The organism is Salmonella sp. 32082101201600294FB01SM01 (assembly GCF_017572865.1).
Classification (GTDB): Bacteria; Pseudomonadota; Gammaproteobacteria; order Enterobacterales; family Enterobacteriaceae; genus Salmonella; species Salmonella enterica.
Map to the genome: position 1 here is coordinate 507,847 of NZ_JAGESB010000002.1, position 20,648 is coordinate 528,494.

Annotated in this window: 21 protein-coding genes; 7 read left to right on the top strand and 14 right to left on the bottom strand. The window is 52.8% G+C overall.

Translation table 11 applies throughout. From position 1 onward, the window contains the following. Window positions 1–5: 5 nt before the first annotated feature. The 9 genes from J4645_RS12210 to J4645_RS12240 all read right to left on the bottom strand — a co-directional run bounded on the left by J4645_RS12210 (window position 6) and on the right by J4645_RS12240 (window position 9,182). Window positions 6–1,100, bottom strand: coding sequence for a hypothetical protein (locus J4645_RS12210; protein WP_223195474.1), 1,095 nt, complete (start codon window positions 1,098–1,100; stop codon window positions 6–8). Continuing rightward, window positions 1,073–1,414: a hypothetical protein gene (locus J4645_RS22245; RefSeq protein WP_223195475.1), complete on the bottom strand. Its 342-nt coding sequence runs from the start codon at window positions 1,412–1,414 to the stop codon at window positions 1,073–1,075. Before J4645_RS22245 ends, J4645_RS12210 begins: the two co-directional genes overlap by 28 nt. Window positions 1,415–1,429: 15 nt before the next feature. Continuing rightward, window positions 1,430–2,335 (bottom strand): hypothetical protein, encoded by a 906-nt coding sequence (locus J4645_RS22410; protein WP_223202024.1) that lies wholly within the window; start codon window positions 2,333–2,335, stop codon window positions 1,430–1,432. Window positions 2,336–2,939: 604 nt separating this feature from the next. Further along, window positions 2,940–3,227 carry a hypothetical protein gene (locus J4645_RS22250; RefSeq protein WP_133184835.1) on the bottom strand — a complete coding sequence of 96 codons (288 nt, stop codon included), beginning with the start codon at window positions 3,225–3,227 and terminating at the stop codon, window positions 2,940–2,942. A gap of 20 nt (window positions 3,228–3,247) precedes the next feature. Further along, window positions 3,248–3,901, bottom strand: coding sequence for a hypothetical protein (locus J4645_RS12220; RefSeq protein WP_024147042.1), 654 nt, complete (start codon window positions 3,899–3,901; stop codon window positions 3,248–3,250). Window positions 3,902–3,921: 20 nt separating this feature from the next. Beyond that, entirely contained in the window at window positions 3,922–5,334 is a 1,413-nt protein-coding gene (ftsP, locus tag J4645_RS12225) for a cell division protein FtsP (protein WP_000010650.1), read from the bottom strand. A 73-nt stretch (window positions 5,335–5,407) separates the two neighbouring features. Continuing rightward, a complete protein-coding gene (plsC, locus tag J4645_RS12230; protein ID WP_000965733.1) occupies window positions 5,408–6,145 on the bottom strand; it encodes a 1-acylglycerol-3-phosphate O-acyltransferase in 738 nt (245 codons plus the stop codon). 256 nt (window positions 6,146–6,401) lie between these two features. Continuing rightward, on the bottom strand, window positions 6,402–8,660 hold the full coding sequence (parC, locus tag J4645_RS12235) for a DNA topoisomerase IV subunit A (RefSeq protein ID WP_001281857.1): 2,259 nt from the start codon (window positions 8,658–8,660) through the stop codon (window positions 6,402–6,404). Window positions 8,661–8,789: 129 nt separating this feature from the next. Then, window positions 8,790–9,182: a YgiW/YdeI family stress tolerance OB fold protein gene (locus J4645_RS12240; RefSeq protein WP_000731553.1), complete on the bottom strand. Its 393-nt coding sequence runs from the start codon at window positions 9,180–9,182 to the stop codon at window positions 8,790–8,792. Window positions 9,183–9,333: 151 nt separating this feature from the next. On the opposite strand from J4645_RS12240, the gene qseB reads away from it, so the two are divergent. The 4 genes from qseB (at window position 9,334) to J4645_RS12260 (ending at window position 12,373) form a co-directional block, all read left to right on the top strand. Next, window positions 9,334–9,993: a quorum sensing response regulator transcription factor QseB gene (gene qseB, locus J4645_RS12245; RefSeq protein ID WP_001221574.1), complete on the top strand. Its 660-nt coding sequence runs from the start codon at window positions 9,334–9,336 to the stop codon at window positions 9,991–9,993. Next, window positions 9,990–11,339, top strand: a complete 1,350-nt coding sequence (qseC, locus tag J4645_RS12250) for a quorum sensing histidine kinase QseC (RefSeq protein WP_000779332.1) — start codon at window positions 9,990–9,992, stop codon at window positions 11,337–11,339. Before qseB ends, qseC begins: the two co-directional genes overlap by 4 nt. Window positions 11,340–11,445: 106 nt before the next feature. Next, window positions 11,446–12,027, top strand: a complete 582-nt coding sequence (locus J4645_RS12255; RefSeq protein ID WP_000065416.1) for an NAD(P)H-dependent oxidoreductase — start codon at window positions 11,446–11,448, stop codon at window positions 12,025–12,027. Between the two features lie 31 nt (window positions 12,028–12,058). Next, window positions 12,059–12,373, top strand: a complete 315-nt coding sequence (locus J4645_RS12260) for a putative quinol monooxygenase (RefSeq protein ID WP_000958587.1) — start codon at window positions 12,059–12,061, stop codon at window positions 12,371–12,373. Between the two features lie 124 nt (window positions 12,374–12,497). Here J4645_RS12260 and parE read toward each other — a convergent pair whose 3' ends face one another. From parE to nudF, 5 genes are read right to left on the bottom strand one after another with little or no spacing between them, the layout of a single operon-like run. Then, a complete protein-coding gene (gene parE, locus J4645_RS12265; RefSeq protein WP_000195318.1) occupies window positions 12,498–14,390 on the bottom strand; it encodes a DNA topoisomerase IV subunit B in 1,893 nt (630 codons plus the stop codon). A 27-nt stretch (window positions 14,391–14,417) separates the two neighbouring features. Then, window positions 14,418–14,999, bottom strand: coding sequence for an esterase YqiA (yqiA, locus tag J4645_RS12270; protein WP_000105725.1), 582 nt, complete (start codon window positions 14,997–14,999; stop codon window positions 14,418–14,420). Further along, window positions 14,999–15,826, bottom strand: a complete 828-nt coding sequence (cpdA, locus tag J4645_RS12275; protein ID WP_000444735.1) for a 3',5'-cyclic-AMP phosphodiesterase — start codon at window positions 15,824–15,826, stop codon at window positions 14,999–15,001. The genes yqiA and cpdA overlap by 1 nt, the downstream gene beginning before the upstream one ends. A 24-nt stretch (window positions 15,827–15,850) precedes the next feature. Continuing rightward, complete coding sequence (locus J4645_RS12280; RefSeq protein WP_000833404.1) at window positions 15,851–16,273, bottom strand: DUF1249 family protein; 423 nt, start codon at window positions 16,271–16,273, stop codon at window positions 15,851–15,853. Further along, window positions 16,270–16,902: an ADP-ribose diphosphatase gene (gene nudF, locus J4645_RS12285; protein WP_001231950.1), complete on the bottom strand. Its 633-nt coding sequence runs from the start codon at window positions 16,900–16,902 to the stop codon at window positions 16,270–16,272. Before nudF ends, J4645_RS12280 begins: the two co-directional genes overlap by 4 nt. Window positions 16,903–17,102: 200 nt before the next feature. Between nudF and tolC the strand changes: the two genes are divergently transcribed. From tolC to J4645_RS12300, 3 genes are all read left to right on the top strand, one after another. Then, window positions 17,103–18,578, top strand: a complete 1,476-nt coding sequence (gene tolC / locus J4645_RS12290; RefSeq protein WP_001663008.1) for an outer membrane channel protein TolC — start codon at window positions 17,103–17,105, stop codon at window positions 18,576–18,578. A 212-nt stretch (window positions 18,579–18,790) separates the two neighbouring features. Next, window positions 18,791–19,462 (top strand): DUF1190 family protein, encoded by a 672-nt coding sequence (locus J4645_RS12295; RefSeq protein WP_000831528.1) that lies wholly within the window; start codon window positions 18,791–18,793, stop codon window positions 19,460–19,462. 5 nt (window positions 19,463–19,467) lie between these two features. Then, on the top strand, window positions 19,468–20,631 hold the full coding sequence (locus J4645_RS12300) for a glutathionylspermidine synthase family protein (RefSeq protein WP_000442833.1): 1,164 nt from the start codon (window positions 19,468–19,470) through the stop codon (window positions 20,629–20,631). The last annotated feature ends 17 nt before the right edge of the window (window positions 20,632–20,648 follow it).

A 20,648-nucleotide genomic window follows, 5' to 3' on the forward strand; every position in this document is an offset into this window, starting at 1 on the left:
GCATATCAGTCTAAATCGGCGCACTGCTGTGCTAATTTTATACACGCATTGGTACGCCGCGTATCTTCTGGTGGATACACCTTATCGATCATTGCGTTAAGCTTGTTACAGTCCAACCAAGCCATCCGGTAGGCAGTCATCAGGCTATGTATTTCATCCTGGTAATCAAGGCTGGCTACAATAAGGGCTTCCGGCAACGCCGTATGTTGCTGTTGCATACTTTGCAGTATCCCCGCCAGAATATCCGGCGGCAGCGCGTCCTCTTTCGAGGCTGTATGCAATGTGCGTGAAATCAGGAAATTCCAGCCGTCCGTCAACTTATCCTGAGGGATGTGCTGCCAGTTCAGCATCTGCCCTTTCACCAACGCACGCAGCGTCTCGCCATCCGCATCACTAAACAGCGACGCCAGCAGATTTTTATTCGGATAAAGTGATTGTCCCAGCACCTGCGGCGTCAGTTTTATCTGGGCAAGCAGCGCTTTAGTTTGCCCCTGCAACAAGAAATAATATGCGCGATACAGCGGATTTTGCGCTTCACGCCGCTGCCAGAAAAAGGCCAGAGTCTCTTTATCCTGAAGCTGTATCGCCCCCGAATAGGCTTCATCGGTGAGGAGATCGGGCATGACCCGTAGTAGAACGTCGGCCATCTCAAAAAAAGTCTGGCGAAATCCCTCAGGCTTAAAATGGGGCGTGGGGAGATATTCCAACGGATTTTGCTGCCGTACGATGGTGCGATTTGCCTGCGCCTGCTGAGAGTCGCCCGTGAGCTGCTCGCTAAAAATACGCACCGCAGTGATATTGCCACTCTCAAAAGCTGCAAAAAATGGCGCATTGACGAAATAGCCATCTTCCCGCGAAACACTAAAAGGCGATGCCACACGTGCAGTCAGAGCGCGCAAGTTTTTTTCTGATATGCCTGGCGCTTTTACCGCCTGAACCAGTGTCTGTTCCAACATACTGTTATCATGAATGCTCTCTAACTGACCCAAGTCGCCTGCCTGAACCTGTCTGAGCAACTGCGCAATATTTTGCTGTTGCCATTGATGGCTAATAGCACGCCACAGCTCCGGCATCACCGGGCACAGCACCCCAATGAACACAATATGGCACACGGCTTGCGCAGCCAGGCTCCCAGCAGCAGCGCGGGCAGCAAGCCCGCCCAACTCAGAATCGGCAACAGGAGCATCAACATCCATACCGTGCCTGTTTGGCTCAACAACTGGGTGTACTGCAACGTGAGTAACAGCAATACCACGACTGCCCACTGTGGTAGTAATACCCACAGCAAAATCTGTCGGCTGCGTTTTTTGGAAAACATCAGGATCAGCAGTGATGCCACCGCAGCGGCATACCCCCACGGTAGAATACAAAACATCAGCAGTTCAGAGCCAAGCCATCGATTAATATAATCCATTTACTATTCCTTTAGTCACTTCGCGACTGGACATAGCGCATTCAGCCGTTGCCGCGTATCGTTTCGTGCTTGTTCGCCCCCCGCCACTGAAGCATTCAACACCTCACGCAATTGCTCACAGGAAAGCCCAGCCTGTAAAAAAGCGGCAGGAAACGTCGGTGTCCAGGGAAGATAGTGGGCGATTTGCTCGTTGGATAACGCTTTCTGCGCTTGCATCGCCTTAATGATCTGTATCAGCAATGCGTTCTCTAACGCTCCACCACGCAGTCGCAATATGGCCTGATGCAGAGGCTCATTATTTCCGTCTTCCATTGCTCGTTTCCAGTCCACTACGTTTGCATCAATAAGCGACTGAATCATTACCAGATTGCCATTGCTCAGTATGAAAGTGAGCAGGTTTTCACGATCCCACCTCTCAATCGGCGGTGTGATCAATATTTCTGGATTATGGGTTACCTCGCTCATTAGCGGTTCCGTTTTGGCTAACAACACCATCGCTTCGAGCCTGCGTAGAGGAATAGTGGGCGGATGTTTCTGCCAAAAATAAGCAACCAACTCGGTGTTACGTTGGATAATGGGATAAATATAGACAGCATCATTCAACAGTTCTGGCATAATATTCAGCAATAGATGACTAATTTCTAGCCTGTACTGCTCGCGATACTGTGATATATAGTTAGATTTATAAAGCGTCAGCAGTGGATTTTCTTTACGAGCGACAATGTTGCGATTCTCTCTGGCGGAAGATGTCTCGCCCACCAGTTGCTGGCTAAAAAAGCGTACTATCGGTACGTTATGTTGGCGAAGAGCGGTAACAAATGGCGTATAAAGAAATTCGGCATTCGGGATCGCCGCTTCAGGGCAAGATTCTGCCGCTGTCAAAAATGGCGAAATACCTCGTATTTTAGCCAGATAACGCAATAAATTTTCCGGTGTATCGCGGTGTTCTGCAGCCAGCGTCAAAACACTTGCCAATTGATAACAAGAGGCATCCTGCAAAACCTGAACATCCCCCTTCGCGCGCTCAAACAGTCGGGTAATTTTATAGTTATTCCAGTCTTCACCAATGTGATGCCATAATCGCGGGCCGTCCATCACATAAACGAAAACGAACAAAAAAATAGTATGGGACACGATAGTTCCCAGAATAAAAAATGGAGACTCTCGACTAGAAAAAATAGCAATTATTATCGAGGGCAGCAATCCTAATATCAATAAATATACGATATAAATATTTTTTGAATCGATCCAGAATAATCCTCCCCACAATATACAAACAACGCTCACCTGCGGAAGAACAACACGCAAGAAAACCCGCCGATAGCGCAAAGAATCAAATGCACCGACAATTAACCTCAATAATACGACGCCATAAATCCCCCACGCGCTCATCAATATTACTGAGTCCCACATCATCCACGCAAATGATTCAACCATAAAGCACCCTTACTTTCCATGCTCACTACCGAATTCAAATCTCTCGTTTCTATTTTCTGATAACACAGCGAGCTAAACGCACTAATAACTATAGCCAATACGATGATTGTATATATTGCCCAGCACGGTGGATATTATCATCAACAACAAATTCTATCCGTTTCCCAAATTCATTATTGCCCGTTATTTTTTTCTGATGATAAAATACATCGAATTCAAACTGCCATGAGAAAGGTTTCGGTTTGTTGCTATTATCAAAGGCAACGGCTTGCGCATACAGTTCGTCCGTCAATAATTCCGGCACGACGCTAATCAAACTGGTACAAATATCTCGCGCCAAAAGTTGTTGTTGCAGAAAAATTTGTTCGTCAGCCATACTATCATTAAAAATACGATTCAGTAGGTCCAATAATGGATTGTTTTGTAAGAGCTGATGCCGATATTGCTTTGCCTGTACAGAATCGCCAATAAACCAGGAGGCAAACGCCCCAACGGCAGGACGATTAAGCCGGTCGATGGCCAAAACCAACCAAATTTTTTCAGTTCCGTCCGCAATATCAAAAGGGGAAATGCGTTTTGCGACTGCATTGCTTGCGACATCAAATGATTTAAAAAAGAGCGGTCATCGGTCGTATCGATTTTTTGTAACAGCGTTTCTTCCGCCGCCTGCTGTGCCTGATAGGCATCGCGCCGATGATGCCTCTCGAGAATATCCCCTATGTGCGCTAACAACAGCAGCAATACGACCGCATGGCACCCGGCCCAAAGGTGGTGTGGTTGGCGTAATCGGTGGCTAAACAGTAGCGCCAGCAATAAACTAAGCCCCAGTATCCACCCTGCGCCAATCGGGAAGAAAAGCGTTTCATCACCCGCAGCAAACCATAGCAAAAGAACCAGCGTAATCTGTGGCCAAGCAATCCACAGCAACACGCGACGAGGCGTTTGGAACAAAAAAGCCAGGCAAATAACAATGAAGAACAGAATAAGATAGCCGCCTGCAGTAAACATCCAGAACGTCAGCAGCCGCCATCCCTCCTCACTGATTATCATCGAATATCACTGGTCCGCCTTTACGACGCTGGATTCACCAGCATTTGCCCAATCGAGCCGCGGTCGGCCATTTCCAGCGTCTGGCTATTGAAATAGAACGGGAAGTGCGGCCAGGACGGCTGACCGTAGTAGACCAGCAGTTCGACTTGCCCATCCACCCAGACGGTATCTTTCCAGCCTCTATCTTCCGGGAACGGCATAGCGCCGTTGACGTTACGAATCAGGAAAGAGACGCCCTCAATATGGAACGACTGCGGCATATCGGCGCGTACCGTCCAGCGCTCCCAGGTGCCTTGTTGGGCCGTAATATCAATGCGATTCACATCCCATAGTTGGCCGTTAATCCCCGGATCGTCACCAAGACTGATGTCCCGGCTGCGGACAGGCGCGCCGCTCATGATCTCCGTCGGCAACAGACGCATCGGAAGATTATCGGTCACCAGCGGCAGCAATCCGGTTGGTCGTAACGTCAGCACCAGGGTAGAAACCAGAATACTGGAAGGCTCAAAGAAACCGCGAATCCGATCGACTATACTGGCCGCCTCCCCGCAGGTGATCGAGACTTCGTCGCCGTTGGTCATATCAACCAGGATTTCACGTCGCTCGCCGGGCGCCAGTGACAACTGTTTGACGGAAACCGGCGCAGGTAAAAAGCCCTGATCGCCTGAAATCACATGCAGCGCCCGGCCATCGCTCATCTGAAGCTGATAGCGCCGCGAGTTCGAGGCGTTCAACAACCGTAACCGCACCCAGCCGCGGGACACTTCGACATAGGGGCTTTGCGCGCCGTTCACCAGCAGCGTATCGCCGACAAAACCACCGCTTCCCGGTTCGCTGTACTCCGGCGTCCCAAAGTTATCCAGCCGCTTATCCTGGATAATGACGGGAAAATCATCCACGCCGTAATGGTTCGGAATGGGCAGCGTTTTACTGATGTCGTCCTCGACCAGCCACATTCCGGCCAGGCCGTTATACACCTGCTGCGCGGTACGGTTAGGCGTGTTAGCGTGATACCACAGCGTGGCGGCGCTCTGACGAATCGGCAACACCGGCGCCCAGTCCGCGTTCGGCGACATCATACGCGCCGGGCCCCCCATCAGCGGCCCCGGCACCAGTAAACCAGCAACCGTCATGGAGACATTTTCCGCCAGGCGGTTGCTATAGATGAGTTTAACGTCATCGCCTTTCCAGACGCGGATTGTCGGCCCCAGATAACGACCGTTCACTCCCCAGACCGGCGCGCGCGTGCCTTGCGTAAAGGACCAGTGCGCTCGCTGTAGCGTCATAAACAACGGCTGCCCGCGACGGGACTCCAGCAACGGCGGAACAGGCAACGGCTGTTGCTGACCGGCAGCATTCGCCCTGAAGGGAATCGCGCCTGCACATAGTGCGATTCCCGATGCCTGAAGAAACTGACGCCGACTGAATGACATATAAGCTCCATGTAAAACAGGCTAAAGAGTTGTGCCTGAAAAAATGATTTCTACAATAACAGAGTAAGGCTGCTTAAACCTTACCGGTCGCTTCACGTTCCGCAACCTCTTTATCAAGTTCCGCGATTTTTTGCTCCATTAACGCACGGCAGTGGGCCGCCAGCTCGCGAACCTGATCTTTACCATATTCGCTGACGTCGACTGGCGGCAGCATTTCCACAATAACCAGTCCGTTGTTCAGGCGGTTTAGATTGACTTTGTTAGAGGTGTTGGAAACGCAGACAGGAATGATCGGCACACCAGCCGCGATAGCCGCATGAAACGCGCCGGTTTTAAACGGCAGCAGACCGCGTCCCCGGCTACGCGTACCTTCAGGGAACATCCAGATAGAAATACGGCGCTTTTTAAAATGGTTAACCACTGCCGCAATGGTGCTATGCGCTTTGGCGCGGTTATTACGGTCAATCAACAGATTACCGGTCAGCCAGTACAGTTGCCCAAAAAACGGGATCCAAAGCAGGCTTTTTTTCCCCACCGTCACCGTTGGCGGCTGCACAATATTCGACGCCGTGACCATATCATAATTATTCTGGTGGTTAGCGATATAGATAGCATTGCCATAGCTTTCCGCGTCGGCGGGTTTGCGGCACTCCACTTTCAGGCCAAACAGCGGGGCCAAACGACCGAACATATGTCCAAACGTCGCCACGTGTTTTGGGTTACGTGGGCTGAAAAGGCAGTAAATAGAACCGAAAACACAGACCAGAATGGAGTAAATAACGGTAACAATAAGACGAAAAATATATAGCATAACAACCTCTGAAGGCCTAAGAGCCCGGCATTCTACGTCACCTGAAATTCAGGTTAGGATTTTGGTAAGTGTGGCTCTCTGGAAAAACGTATTGTTAATCGCAATGCACGAATAAACAACGGTTTTACGGGAAATTTTAATGTTAATCCGATCTGAAACCGTAGGCCGGATAAGACGCTACTGCGTCGTCATCCGGCAACGGCAGAGCGCTGGATGGCGGCTTAAATGCCTTGTCCGGCCTACGGGTGCCCCTGTCTTACTCTTCGCTGTCGCCATGACTTACGCGATGCGGTGAATCAATCTCAATGCGATCGATACGCTGCAGGCCGCGCATTAATGTGCCACGGCGTCCGCGTTCGCCGACCACCTTTTGTAACTCTTCAGGGCGCAGTTTGATTTTGCGCTTCCCGACATGGATAGTCAGAGTGCTTTGTGGCGGCAGCACGTACAGGTGCGCCAGTCCATCATCGCCTTTCGCCGCTTCCGCAGAGGGGATATTAATGATCTTATTCCCTTTGCCTTTCGACAGCTGCGGCAGAGAGTCAACCGGGAACATCAACATCCGTCCGGCCTGGGTAATCGCCAGCAGCATATCGTGCTCGTCTTCAATCACCAGCGGCGGCATGACGTGCGCATTTTCCGGCAGTGTAATCAACGCTTTACCGGCACGGTTACGGGCAACCAGATCGTTAAACGTACAAACGAAGCCATAGCCCGCATCCGACGCCATCAGCAGTTTCTGGTCATCGCCTTCCATCAGCATATGCTCTACGGTCGCCCCCGGCGGCAGCGTGAGTTTGCCGGTCAGCGGTTCGCCCTGCCCGCGCGCCGACGGAAGCGTAATGGGATCAATAGCATAGCTGCGACCGGTGGTATCAATAAACACCACCGGTTGATTGCTCTTACCTTTCACCGCGGCTTTAAAGCTGTCGCCCGCTTTATAGTTAAGCCCCGGCGCATCAATATCATGACCTTTGGCGCTGCGCACCCAGCCCATCTGCGACAGCACGATAGTCACCGGTTCGGACGGCAGCATATCGTGTTCGCTCATCGCTTTAGCTTCTTCGCGCTCACGCAGCGGAGAACGGCGATCGTCGCCATAGGCATCGGAATCTGCCTGTAGCTCTTTTTTCAGCAAGGTATTCATTTTGCGTTCGGACGCGAGAATGCCCTGCAACTGGTCCCGCTCTTTTTCCAGCTCGTCCTGCTCACCGCGAATTTTCATCTCTTCCAGTTTGGCGAGATGACGCAGTTTCAGTTCGAGAATCGCTTCCGCCTGGGTTTCGCTGATGCCGAAACGCGACATCAGCGCGGGTTTCGGCTCATCCTCGTTACGGATAATCTCAATCACTTCGTCGATGTTGAGAAACGCCACCAGCAGACCTTCGAGGATATGCAGGCGCTTAAGCACTTTCTCCAGACGATAGTTCAGACGACGACGCACCGTGTCGCGGCGGAACACCAGCCACTCGGTGAGGATCTCCAGCAGGTTTTTCACCGCCGGACGACCATCCAGACCGATCATGTTCAGGTTAATACGGTAGCTTTTTTCCAGATCGGTGGTGGCGAACAGATGGTTCATCACCTGTTCCATATCCACACGGTTGGAGCGCGGGACAATCACTAAACGCGTCGGGTTTTCGTGATCCGATTCATCGCGCAGGTCGTCCACCATCGGCAGTTTTTTATTACGCATCTGCGCAGCAATCTGCTCCAGCACTTTCGCGCCAGACACCTGATGCGGCAGCGCGGAAATTACCACGGCGCCGTCTTCTTTGGTCCATACCGCGCGCATACGCACAGAGCCCCGCCCGTTTTCGTAAATTTTACGAATTTCCGCACGTGGGGTAATGATCTCCGCTTCGGTCGGGTAATCCGGCCCCTGGACGATATCCAGCAACTGATCCAGCGTCGTTTTCGGCTGCTCAATCAGCGTAATCGCCGCTTTCGCGACTTCGCGCAGGTTATGCGGCGGAATATCTGTTGCCATGCCCACCGCAATACCGGTGGTGCCGTTCAGCAGGATGTTCGGCAGACGCGCCGGTAACATTTTCGGTTCCTGCATCGTGCCGTCGAAGTTTGGCACCCAGTCCGCCGTCCCCTGGCCGAGTTCGCTTAACAGCAGCTCGGCGTATTTGGACAGGCGAGATTCGGTATAACGCATTGCCGCGAATGACTTCGGATCATCCGGCGCGCCCCAGTTTCCCTGCCCGTCGACCAGCGGGTAACGGTAAGAGAACGGCTGCGCCATCAGCACCATGGCTTCATAGCAGGCGCTGTCGCCGTGCGGATGATACTTACCCAGTACGTCACCGACGGTACGGGCGGATTTTTTAAATTTAGCGCTGGCGTTCAGCCCCAGCTCTGACATCGCATAGACGATGCGACGCTGTACCGGCTTCAGGCCGTCGCCAATAAACGGCAACGCACGATCCATGATCACGTACATGGAGTAGTTTAAGTAGGCGTTTTCCGTAAATTCATGTAGCGCAAGGCGCTCTGCCATATCGCTCATTGATTGTGATTCCTCAACTGTTAGCCCGAATAATACCCGGTATCTCTCAGGCAATATTGCCGCAGATACTACCCTATCTGGCGCGTTGAGTCACAAAGAAAAGGGCCGCGAGCGCGGCCCTGATGGAGTTTATTTGGCAACTTTAGAGATCTGTTTTACGTCGATTTCGACAGAGTTCCAGTCTTTATCCACTTCGCCCTGAATTTCAACGGTATCCTGCGGGGTTACGGTCAGGCCGTTCCAGCGCTTGTGGTCAATATCCACATTGATAGTACCGGTCGCATCTTTAAACACATACAGGTCGTCGGAAATGCGCTCGACGATATTCCCGCGCAGCGTTACCCACGCATCGTCACGCAGCGATTTAGCGCTCTCTACCGTCGTGCTGCTGCCGTTCGGGCCGACAAATCCGCCGCCTTGCGTTTGCGTTGCCGACGGGCCGGAGAAACCGCCCTGCTGAGCCGCCAGAACCGGGGTAGAACACAGTGCCATAACGGCAACGATTGCAGCTAATTTTTTCATGATTACTTTTCCCTTTCATGTCGTTTCAGATCCATTTAATAAGGTAATCCTTAACAACTTCTTAAGGCAAAAAAAGAATCTTTTTTTCTGTACATCGCCTGCGGCGACAAGGTTAACTGACGGCAACGCGAGTTACCGCAAGGAAGAACAGATGCGAATTTTACTGGTAGAAGATGACACACTTATTGGCGATGGCATAAAAGCGGGCCTGAGTAAAATGGGTTTCAGCGTCGACTGGTTTACCGAGGGACGTCCGGGCAAAGAGGCGCTTTACAGCGCGCCTTATGATGCGGTTATTTTAGATTTGACGCTGCCAGGAATGGACGGACGGGATATTTTGCGCGAATGGCGCGAAAAGGGTAAACAGGAACCGGTACTGATCCTGACGGCGCGCGACGCGTTAGCAGAGCGCGTCGAGGGGCTACGTCTGGGCGCCGATGACTATTTATGTAAACCTTTCGCGCTCATTGAGGTCGCCGCCCGTCTGGAGGCGCTGGTACGCCGCGCCAGCGGTCAGGCCAGTAGCGAATTGCGCCACGGCCAGGTGACGCTCAATCCAGGCAATCTCGTCGCGACGCTTGCCGGCGAACCGCTGGCCTTAAAACCAAAAGAGTTCGCGTTGCTGGAACTCTTACTGCGCAACAAAGGTCGCGTGCTGCCGCGCAAGCTTATTGAAGAGAAGCTGTATAACTGGGATGACGACGTGTCCAGCAATGCAGTGGAAGTCCATGTTCATCATTTACGCCGCAAGCTCGGCAGCGAATTTATTCGCACCGTACACGGCATCGGCTATACCCTGGGTGACGCATGAAATTGACGCAACGTCTCAGCCTGCGCGTCAGGCTGACGCTTATTTTTCTGATTCTGGTCTCCATCACTTGGGCAATTTCCAGTTTTGTGGCCTGGAGAAAGACGACGGATAATGTCGACGAGCTGTTTGACACACAGTTGATGTTGTTCGCCAGACGGCTTAGCACCCTCGATCTTAACGAGATCAACGCCCCGCAGCGCATGGCGCATACGCCAAAGAAATTAAAACATGGGCATATCGATGACGATGCGCTGGCATTCGCCATCTTTTCCGCTGACGGCAAAATGTTGCTGCATGATGGCGACAACGGCCAGGATATTCCGTATCGCTATCGCCGGGAAGGTTTCGACAATGGCTATCTGAAGGATGACAACGACCTCTGGCGTTTTTTGTGGTTGAACTCGGCGGACGGTAAGTATCGTATCGTCGTCGGTCAGGAGTGGGATTACCGCGAAGATATGGCGCTGGCGATCGTGGCGGCGCAATTAACGCCGTGGCTGCTCGCCCTTCCCTTCATGCTACTGATTTTATTACTCCTGCTTCACCGCGAGCTCAGACCGTTGAAAAAACTGGCGCAGGCGCTGCGCTTCCGGTCGCCGGAATCGGAAACGCCGCTCGACGCCAAAGGCGTACCGAGCGAGGTTCGCCCACTGGTCGAAGCGCTTAATCAGCTTTTTAGCCGCATCCACTCCATGATGGTGCGCGAACGGCGATTTACCTCCGACGCTGCCCATGAATTGCGCAGCCCGCTGGCCGCGCTGAAAGTACAAACCGAGGTGGCGCAGCTCTCGGGCGACGATCCGCTCTCACGCGATAAAGCGCTGACCCAGCTCCATGCGGGGATCGATCGCGCCACGCGGCTGGTCGATCAGCTACTGACATTATCGCGCCTCGACTCGCTCAATAATTTGCAGGATGTGGCGGAGATTTCGCTGGAAGAGCTGCTGCAGTCCGCGGTAATGGATATTTATCATCCGGCGCAGCAGGCGAATATCGACGTGCGTTTACAGCTTAACGCCCATGACGTCATACGTACCGGCCAGCCGCTACTCTTAAGCCTGTTAGTGCGTAACCTGCTGGATAATGCGATTCGCTACAGTCCGCAGGGCAGCGTCGTCGACGTTACCTTACATGCCCGCAGCTTCACCGTCAGAGATAATGGCCCTGGCGTAGCGCCAGAGATTCTGACGCATATCGGCGAGCGTTTTTACCGCCCGCCTGGCCAAAGTGTGACCGGCAGCGGTCTGGGATTATCAATCGTCCGCCGCATCGCTACGCTGCACGGCATGACGGTGTCGTTTGGCAACGCCGCGGAAGGTGGATTTGAGGCCGTAGTACGCTGGTAGCAGAGATTTTTGCCAAAAACGCAAAAGACTTTGCACATTTTGCTAATTTCACCGCACCGCCCGTCAGCGTAGAATCAGCAGCAAACGCATTTCTTGAGGACACAAAATGAGTAACATCCTGATTATCAACGGGGCGAAAAAATTCGCGCACTCCAACGGCCAGTTGAATGACACCCTGACCGAAGTTGCCGATGGGCTTCTGCGCGATCTGGGTCATCAGGTTAAGATCGTCCGCGCCGACAGCGACTATGACATTAAAGAAGAGGTGCAGAATTTCGTCTGGGCTGACGTGGTGATTTGGCAGATGCCAGGCTGGTGGATGGGCGCGCCATGGACAGTAAAAAAATATATGGATGATGTCTTTACCGAAGGTCACGGCACGCTCTATGCCAGCGATGGCCGCACGCGTTCCGATGCCGCTAAAAAGTACGGTTCCGGCGGTCTGGTGCAGGGGAAAAAATATATGCTGTCACTGACGTGGAACGCGCCGATGGAAGCATTTACCGAAAAAGATCAGTTTTTCCACGGCGTAGGCGTAGATGGCGTCTATCTGCCCTTCCATAAAGCCAACCAGTTCCTGGGCATGGACGCGCTGCCAACGTTTATTGCCAACGACGTGATTAAAATGCCGGATGTTCCGCGCTATACCGCAGAATATCGCAAGCATCTGAGCGAAATTTTTGCTTAACTGGTCATCCTGGAATTAGAAGGAGTTAACCATGCTTACCGTCATTGCCGAAATTCGCACGCGTCCGGGCCAACATCACCGTCAGGCCGTCCTCGACCAGTTTGCGAAAATTATTCCAACCGTTCTTAAAGAAGAGGGGTGCCACGGTTACGCGCCGATGGTGGATCATGCCGCGGGCGTGAGTTTTCAGACTTTGGCGCCTGACTCGATCGTGATGATTGAACAGTGGGAAAGCGTTGCGCACCTTGAGGCGCATCTGCAAACCCCGCATATGAAAGCCTACAGCGACGCGGTAAAAGACGATGTGCTGGAAATGAATATTCGTATTCTGGAATCCGGCGTTTAAGTTATTACCCTCGTCTGACGTCGCCCTGATGCGATGCGCAAGTGTCGCCATCAGGCTGCGGCGTCATGTCGGATTCGCTTATCCGGCCTGCGGCATGCAGACCGGATAAAGCGTGCAACAACCGTTACACGTCGAGATCCGCGAGATCGCCTTTTTCCTGTAGCCAGTTGCGTCGATCTTCAGAACGTTTCTTCGCCAGCAGCATATCCATCATCGCATTAGTACGCTGATCGTCTTCATCGCTAATGGTGAGCTGCACCAGGCGGCGAGTATTTGGATCAAGCGTGGTTTCGCGTAACTGCATCGGGTTCATTTCACCCAGGCCTTTGAAACGCTGTACGTTCGGCTTGCCTTTCTTACGCTTCAGTTGTTCCAGTACGCCCGCCTTCTCTTCTTCCGTCAGCGCGTAATAGACCTCTTTACCCAAATCGATACGGTATAGCGGCGGTAGCGCGACGTAGACATGACCATTCTTCACCAGCGCGCGGAAATGTCTGACAAACAGCGCGCAAAGCAGAGTAGCGATATGCAAACCATCGGAGTCCGCATCCGCCAGGATACAGATCTTGCCGTAGCGCAGCTGACTCAGATCGTCGCTGTCCGGATCGATACCGATCGCCACGGAGATATCATGCACCTCTTGCGAGGCCAGCACTTCATCGGAAGAGACTTCCCAGGTGTTAAGGATCTTACCTTTGAGCGGCATGATCGCCTGATATTCGCGATCGCGCGCCTGCTTGGCGGAACCGCCCGCCGAATCCCCTTCGACAAGGAACAACTCGGTCCGATTAAGATCCTGCGCGGTACAGTCCGCCAGTTTCCCCGGCAACGCCGGACCGCTGGTGAGCTTTTTGCGCACCACTTTTTTTGCGGCGCGCAGTCGCCGCTGCGCGCTGGCAATCGCCATCTCTGCCAGTTGTTCCGCCGCCTGCACGTTCTGGTTCAGCCACAGGCTGAAGGCATCTTTCACCACGCCGGAAACAAATGCCGCACATTGACGCGACGACAGACGCTCTTTAGTCTGCCCGGCAAATTGCGGGTCCTGCATTTTCACGGAGAGCACATAAGCGCAGCGATCCCAGATATCTTCCGCCGACAGTTTGACGCCGCGCGGCAGAATATTGCGGTATTCGCAAAATTCGCGCATCGCGTCGAGCAGGCCCTGGCGCAGACCGTTGACGTGCGTCCCCCCCTGCATGGTCGGGATCAGGTTGACGTAGCTTTCCGTCAGTAATTCGCCGCCTTCCGGCAGCCACAATAGCGCCCAGTCAACCGCTTCCGTTTCACCGTTAAAATTACCGATAAACGGTTTTTCCGGCAGCGTCGGCAGGCCGTTTACCGCTTCGCCCAGATAGTCGTTCAGGCCATCCTGGTAGCACCAGCGCTGCTCGCTGTTATTCACTTCATCTTTAAAAGTGATTTCCACGCCGGGACACAGCACCGCTTTTGCTTTCAGAACGTGCATTAAGCGAGAGACAGAAAAACGCGGGCTGTCGAAGAAACTTTCGTCGGGCCAGAAATGGACGCTGGTGCCAGTATTACGTTTACCGCAGGTGCCGACAACCTGCAAATCCTGCACTTTTTCGCCGTTTTCAAACGCGATGTTATAGACCTGACCGTCGCGGCGCACGGTCACTTCCACGCGCTTTGACAGGGCATTCACGACCGAAATCCCCACCCCATGCAGACCACCAGAGAACTGATAGTTCTTATTGGAGAATTTACCGCCGGCATGAAGCCGACAGAGGATCAGTTCTACCGCCGGAACCCCCTCTTCCGGATGGATATCCACCGGCATCCCGCGTCCGTCGTCAATCACTTCCAGCGATTGATCGGCATGTAAAATGACATCCACGCGTTTGGCGTGACCTGCGAGTGCTTCATCCACACTATTATCAATCACTTCCTGACCCAAATGGTTGGGGCGGGTCGTATCGGTGTACATCCCCGGGCGGCGGCGTACCGGCTCAAGCCCAGTGAGTACCTCAATGGCATCAGCGTTATAAGTTTGCGTCATGGTTTAATTAGCAATTCGAATTGATTGTCAGCAACTGTGCAGTCCAAGAAAATCGACAATCTGGTTGAAATAATCTTCGAAGCCCGTGAATGCGTGATTACCACCCTCGGTCACTGTCTGACGGCAGGAGGCGTAATATGCCACCGCCTGGCGGTAATCCAGCACTTCATCGCCCGTCTGTTGCAGTAGCCAGATCAGGTCCGGCGCTTCCAGCGGGTCAATCTGCATGACTTTAAGATCATAAATATGGCGAGACTCTAGCACATATTGCTGCCCGGTGTAGGGGTTCTCGTTCTGACCGAGATAGTCGGTCAGTAATTCAAAGGGCCGCACGGCGGGATTCACCACCACAGCCGGCAGCATAAAACATTGCGACAGCCAGGTGGCGTAATAACCACCCAGCGACGATCCTACCAGCCCTAATGGCGCACCGCCATGCTCAAGCACGAGAGATTCCAGCAACTCCGCCGCATCGGCAGGATACGGCGGGAGTTGAGGGACGATCATCTCAACATGCGGATGACGCTCCGCCAGCCAGTTTTTTAGCTGGCACGCTTTTGCCGAGCGAGGGGAACTGTTGAATCCGTGCAAATAGAGAAGCGTAGACATCAGTATCCTTCCGAAGCGGTATCGGGTCGGAACCGGGTATCCTGCAGGCGATGCACTTCCGTCTCCAGGACGCCGTTCGCCCGGAGCTCCAGCGTACGCCAGCCCGGCGCGATAGTATCCAGCGTAAAGTTCGCGCAGTGTGGTTTGAACTGTACGCAGGTTGACGGCGACGCCAACAGACGGCGACCGTTCCAGTCAAGATCCAGCTCCTGGTGAATATGTCCGCATAACAGATATTTTACACGCGGGAAATTCGCCAGCACGCTATCCAGCTCACCGGCATTACGCAAGCTGTGCTGATCCAACCAACTGCACCCTGCCGGCAACGGATGATGGTGCAAAAGGAGCAATGTCTGTCTCTCTGGCGCATCGGCGAGCTTACGCTCAAGCCATTCCAGTTGGAACTCGCTCAGTTCGCCATGCGGAACGCCAAACACCTGGCTATCCAGCAACAAAATCTGCCATTGTTCACCGATTAACACGCGTTTAGCCGGGGAAATCCCCGCCTCTTGCAGCGCGCTGTACATTGCCGGCTGAAAATCATGATTGCCCGGTAGCCAAACGCAAGGCGCGCGAAAGCTTGCGATACCCTCAGCAAAATGCTGATAAGCCGCAGCGGATTGATCCTGCGCCAGATCGCCGGTGGCCACGATCAGATCATATTCATACTGTTGCGCCCGAATAGCCTCCAGCACAGCCTGGTAACTTTCCCAGGTATTGACGCCTAACAGCGTTTCATGCTTTTCGGCAAACAGGTGAGTATCTGTAATTTGTAAAATCCTGACTCGGGCCTCACCAGCCAGAGGTAGGGTTAACAGGCTTTCCAAATGGTGTCCTTAGGTTTCACGACGCTAATAAACCGGAATCGCCATCGCTCCATGTGCTAAACAGAATCGTAGCCAGTCGGCCAGAAACTGATTAATTTGATGCTTTTCGTCGCGTTGATGCAACTTTTTATTTGGATAATCATACCGCGCTTTGAAGCGAAAGATCTGCTGGCTTGAACACACTTCAGCCACCATCGCATCATGGTAGAGGCGCACCGTCAGCGACGGCAGGCTCCAGTAGGTGATGGCTGGCGCCGTTTGCTCGATCGTTACAAGCGTAGTGTATCGGGTCGATTCCACAATCGTTAACCGATATTGTACGTTACCCACCTGATAGCTCACCGTTTCACCGGGGGCGTCATTGCGCGGCAGCAGGCGGCGCAATTGCGAAAAATTGGTTTCGCACAAACGCATCATTTCTGGGAAGTCAGGTGTATAACGCTTCATTTTTTCCACTCGTTTTTTAACTCTTGATGATGCAACTGAAGCCATTGCAAAGCGATGACTGCGGCTGCGTTGTCGATTTTCCCCTCTTCTACCCACTGGTATGCCTGTTCCCGGCTTACCACATGAACCCGAATATCTTCGTTTTCATCCGCCAGACCATGAATACCTGCCGCGGTCGTGGCGTCCACTTCACCCACCAGAATAGATGAGCGCTCGCTGGTTCCTCCTGGACTCGCCAGGTAACTGATGACCGGTCGGGTGCGGCCTACGGTCAGCCCCGCTTCTTCCATCGCCTCTCGCCGGGCGACCGCCTCAATGGTTTCGCCTTCTTCTATCATGCCGGCGACCATCTCCAGCAGCCACGGCGTAACGCTTGTGTCATACGCGGCAATACGAATCTGTTCGACCAGCACCACCTCGTCGCGTTCAGGGTCAAAGGGTAGCAAGACGGCGGCGTGCCCGCGCTCAAAAATTTCGCGCTTTACCTCGCCACTCATTTCTCCGTTGAATAAACGATGGCGGAATCGATACACATCCAATGAAAAAAAACCGCGATAGCGCGTTTCCCGTGCAATAATTTCTACATCGCTTTTGGTGAAAGTAACTGGCAAGTTGTCTGATTTACGCATTGTGCTGCCCTGCTAGCAATAATGATTAAATGATGAATTTCAAGGGTGGTTGACTGCTGTTTTATCACCCTTGTGGTAAATTGGTGCCAATTAAGGCTCGTATGGCACGTAACGCCAACTTTTTGCAGTGGCGGATTCTGCTAGAATCAGCAATTATTTTTACAAATTGATCAGCGCTAAATACTGCTTCACAACAAGGAATGCAAATGAAGAAATTGCTCCCCATCCTTATCGGCCTGAGCCTGTCGGGGTTCAGCACACTAAGCCAGGCAGAGAACCTGATGCAAGTTTATCAGCAAGCACGCCTGAGCAACCCGGAATTGCGTAAATCCGCTGCCGATCGCGATGCTGCATTCGAAAAAATTAACGAAGCGCGTAGTCCTTTACTGCCGCAACTGGGTTTAGGTGCCGACTACACCTACAGCAACGGTTATCGCGATGCGAACGGTATCAACTCCAATGAAACCAGCGCTTCCCTGCAATTAACGCAGACGTTATTTGATATGTCGAAATGGCGTGGGCTCACCCTGCAAGAAAAAGCAGCAGGCATTCAGGATGTCACCTATCAGACCGATCAGCAGACGCTGATCCTCAATACCGCGAACGCGTATTTTAAGGTATTGAACGCTATTGATGTGCTTTCCTATACCCAGGCACAAAAAGAGGCTATCTACCGTCAGTTAGATCAAACGACGCAACGTTTTAACGTGGGTCTGGTCGCCATTACCGACGTGCAAAACGCCCGTGCGCAATATGATACCGTACTGGCGAATGAAGTGACCGCCCGCAACAACCTGGATAACGCGGTAGAAGAGCTGCGCCAGGTAACCGGCAATTATTACCCGGAGCTGGCGTCGCTTAACGTCGAGCATTTTAAAACCGACAAACCCAAAGCTGTTAATGCGCTGCTGAAGGAAGCGGAAAACCGTAACCTGTCGCTGTTGCAGGCGCGTTTAAGTCAGGATCTGGCGCGCGAACAAATCCGTCAGGCGCAGGATGGCCATCTGCCGACGCTGAATTTAACGGCCTCAACCGGCATTTCTGATACCTCTTATAGCGGTTCTAAAACCAACTCCGCCCAGTACGACGATAGCAACATGGGGCAGAATAAAATCGGCCTGAACTTCTCCCTGCCGCTGTATCAAGGCGGGATGGTTAACTCGCAGGTAAAACAGGCGCAGTATAACTTCGTCGGCGCAAGCGAACAGCTGGAAAGCGCGCACCGTAGCGTGGTGCAGACCGTACGTTCTTCCTTTAACAATATTAACGCCTCCATCAGCAGCATCAACGCGTATAAACAGGCAGTCGTTTCCGCGCAAAGTTCTTTGGATGCAATGGAAGCCGGTTACTCGGTCGGTACACGTACCATTGTTGACGTACTGGATGCCACCACCACTCTGTATGATGCCAAGCAGCAACTGGCCAACGCGCGTTATACCTATTTGATTAATCAGTTAAATATCAAATATGCGCTCGGTACGCTGAACGAGCAGGATCTGCTCGCGCTTAACAGTACGTTGGGTAAACCTATCCCGACGTCGCCGGAAAGCGTAGCGCCGGAAACGCCAGAGCAGGATGCTGCCGCAGACGGTTATAATGCCCATAGCGCTGCGCCGGCAGTACAGCCGACCGCCGCTCGCGCCAACAGCAATAACGGCAATCCATTCCGGCATTGATAAGTTATTCGCTGGCGCTGCGCTTATCAGACCTGTGCCCTTGTAGGTCTGGTAAGCGCGGCGCTACCTGTCATAAAGCCGCGCCTGAACGTAAGACAACGTAAAGATCCTGCTATTCCGCCGCATTCTCGCCTTTTCTCGCTTCAATTTCGACCAGTCATCCTCTATTCTGAACGCATGTTGTATTTACCACTGGGTCCTGGAAGACAAATATGAAACGGACAAAATCCATCCATCACGCATCATTTCGCAAAAGCTGGAGCGCGCGGCATTTAACGCCGGTCGCCCTGGCGGTTACGGCTGTTTTTATGCTGGCTGGCTGTGAAAAAAGCGATGAAACCGTATCGCTGTATCAAAACGCTGATGACTGTTCAGCGGCGAATCCGGGCAAAAGCGCGGAGTGTACAACCGCGTATAACAATGCGCTGAAAGAGGCCGAACGTACTGCGCCTAAGTACGCTACACGCGAAGATTGCGTCGCTGAGTTTGGCGAAGGTCAGTGCCAGCAAGCGCCCGCACAGGCTGGCATGGCGCCGGAAAATCAGGCGCAGGCCCAACAATCCAGCGGCAGTTTCTGGATGCCGCTTATGGCAGGTTACATGATGGGGCGTCTGATGGGCGGCGGCGCAGGCTTTGCGCAACAGCCGCTGTTTAGCTCGAAAAACCCGGCCAGCCCTGCATACGGCAAATATACCGATGCGGCAGGTAAAAACTACGGCGCGGCGCAACCGGGCCGGACAATGACCGTACCGAAAACCGCGATGGCGCCGAAACCTGCTACCACAACAACCGTTACCCGCGGCGGTTTTGGCGAATCCGTCGCCAAACAGAGCACCATGCAGCGTAGCGCTGCCGGTACTTCAACACGTTCGATGGGCGGCTGATACGCATGGAAAGAGTCAGTATTACCGAGCGCCCGGACTGGCGCGATAAAGCGACTGAATACGGGTTTAATTTTCACACTATGTATGGTGAACCGTACTGGTGTGAAGACGCTTATTACAAGTTAACGCTCGCCCAGGTGGAAAAACTGGAAGACGTTACCGCCGAGCTACACCAGATGTGCCTCAAGGTAGTAGAACGCGTCATCGCCAGCGATGAGCTGATGACGAAGTTTCGTATTCCAAAACATACCTGGGGTTTTGTTCGCCAGTCCTGGCAAACGCAACAACCGTCGCTCTATTCCCGCCTCGATCTGGCCTGGGACGGCATCGGCGAGCCTAAGCTGCTCGAAAATAATGCCGACACGCCAACGTCGCTGTATGAAGCGGCGTTTTTTCAGTGGATTTGGCTGGAAGATCAGATCAACGCGGGCAATCTGCCGGAAGGCAGCGATCAGTTTAATAGCCTGCAGGAAAAGCTGATTGAACGCTTTGCTGAACTTCGCGAGCAGTACGGTTTTCAGTTGCTGCATCTCACCTGCTGTCGCGATACGGTTGAGGATCGCGGCACCATTCAGTATTTACAGGATTGCGCGGCCGAAGCGGAAATCGCCACCGAATTTCTCTATATCGACGATATTGGTCTGGGGGAAAAAGGCCAATTTACGGATCTGCAGGATCAGGTCATTGCGAACCTGTTCAAGCTCTATCCGTGGGAATTTATGCTGCGCGAGATGTTTTCCACCAAGCTGGAAGATGCCGGCGTGCGCTGGCTGGAACCGGCCTGGAAAAGCATTATCTCCAATAAAGCGTTATTGCCGCTGTTGTGGGAGATGTTCCCGGACCATCCGAATCTGTTGCCTGCGTATTTCGCCGAAGACGAACATCCACCAATGGATAAATATGTCGTGAAACCGATCTTCTCCCGCGAAGGGGCGAACGTATCGATTATTGAGAACGGTAAAACGATCGAATCCGTGGAAGGCCCGTATGGCGAAGAGGGTATGATCGTGCAACAGTTCTATCCGCTGCCAAAATTCGGCGACAGTTACACCCTGATTGGTAGCTGGCTGATTAACGATCAGCCCGCCGGAATTGGTATCCGTGAAGATCGGGCGCTGATCACCCAGGATCTCTCCCGCTTCTATCCGCATATTTTTGTCGAAGGATAGATTCTCCTGTAAGCCCG

Excerpts from the sequence above, each read along its gene's own strand:
- J4645_RS22245 (WP_223195475.1), bottom strand. The coding sequence starts at position 1,414 with ATGGATTATATTAATCGATGGCTTGGCTCTGAACTGCTGATGTTTTGT.
- J4645_RS22250 (WP_133184835.1), bottom strand. The coding sequence starts at position 3,227 with ATGGCTGACGAACAAATTTTTCTGCAACAACAACTTTTGGCGCGAGAT.
- J4645_RS12220 (WP_024147042.1), bottom strand. The coding sequence starts at position 3,901 with ATGATAATCAGTGAGGAGGGATGGCGGCTGCTGACGTTCTGGATGTTT.
- ftsP (WP_000010650.1), bottom strand. The coding sequence starts at position 5,334 with ATGTCATTCAGTCGGCGTCAGTTTCTTCAGGCATCGGGAATCGCACTA.
- plsC (WP_000965733.1), bottom strand. The coding sequence starts at position 6,145 with ATGCTATATATTTTTCGTCTTATTGTTACCGTTATTTACTCCATTCTG.
- parC (WP_001281857.1), bottom strand. The coding sequence starts at position 8,660 with ATGAGCGATATGGCAGAGCGCCTTGCGCTACATGAATTTACGGAAAAC.
- J4645_RS12240 (WP_000731553.1), bottom strand. The coding sequence starts at position 9,182 with ATGAAAAAATTAGCTGCAATCGTTGCCGTTATGGCACTGTGTTCTACC.
- qseB (WP_001221574.1), top strand. The coding sequence starts at position 9,334 with ATGCGAATTTTACTGGTAGAAGATGACACACTTATTGGCGATGGCATA.
- qseC (WP_000779332.1), top strand. The coding sequence starts at position 9,990 with ATGAAATTGACGCAACGTCTCAGCCTGCGCGTCAGGCTGACGCTTATT.
- J4645_RS12255 (WP_000065416.1), top strand. The coding sequence starts at position 11,446 with ATGAGTAACATCCTGATTATCAACGGGGCGAAAAAATTCGCGCACTCC.
- J4645_RS12260 (WP_000958587.1), top strand. The coding sequence starts at position 12,059 with ATGCTTACCGTCATTGCCGAAATTCGCACGCGTCCGGGCCAACATCAC.
- parE (WP_000195318.1), bottom strand. The coding sequence starts at position 14,390 with ATGACGCAAACTTATAACGCTGATGCCATTGAGGTACTCACTGGGCTT.
- yqiA (WP_000105725.1), bottom strand. The coding sequence starts at position 14,999 with ATGTCTACGCTTCTCTATTTGCACGGATTCAACAGTTCCCCTCGCTCG.
- J4645_RS12280 (WP_000833404.1), bottom strand. The coding sequence starts at position 16,273 with ATGAAGCGTTATACACCTGACTTCCCAGAAATGATGCGTTTGTGCGAA.
- nudF (WP_001231950.1), bottom strand. The coding sequence starts at position 16,902 with ATGCGTAAATCAGACAACTTGCCAGTTACTTTCACCAAAAGCGATGTA.
- tolC (WP_001663008.1), top strand. The coding sequence starts at position 17,103 with ATGCAAATGAAGAAATTGCTCCCCATCCTTATCGGCCTGAGCCTGTCG.
- J4645_RS12295 (WP_000831528.1), top strand. The coding sequence starts at position 18,791 with ATGAAACGGACAAAATCCATCCATCACGCATCATTTCGCAAAAGCTGG.
- J4645_RS12300 (WP_000442833.1), top strand. The coding sequence starts at position 19,468 with ATGGAAAGAGTCAGTATTACCGAGCGCCCGGACTGGCGCGATAAAGCG.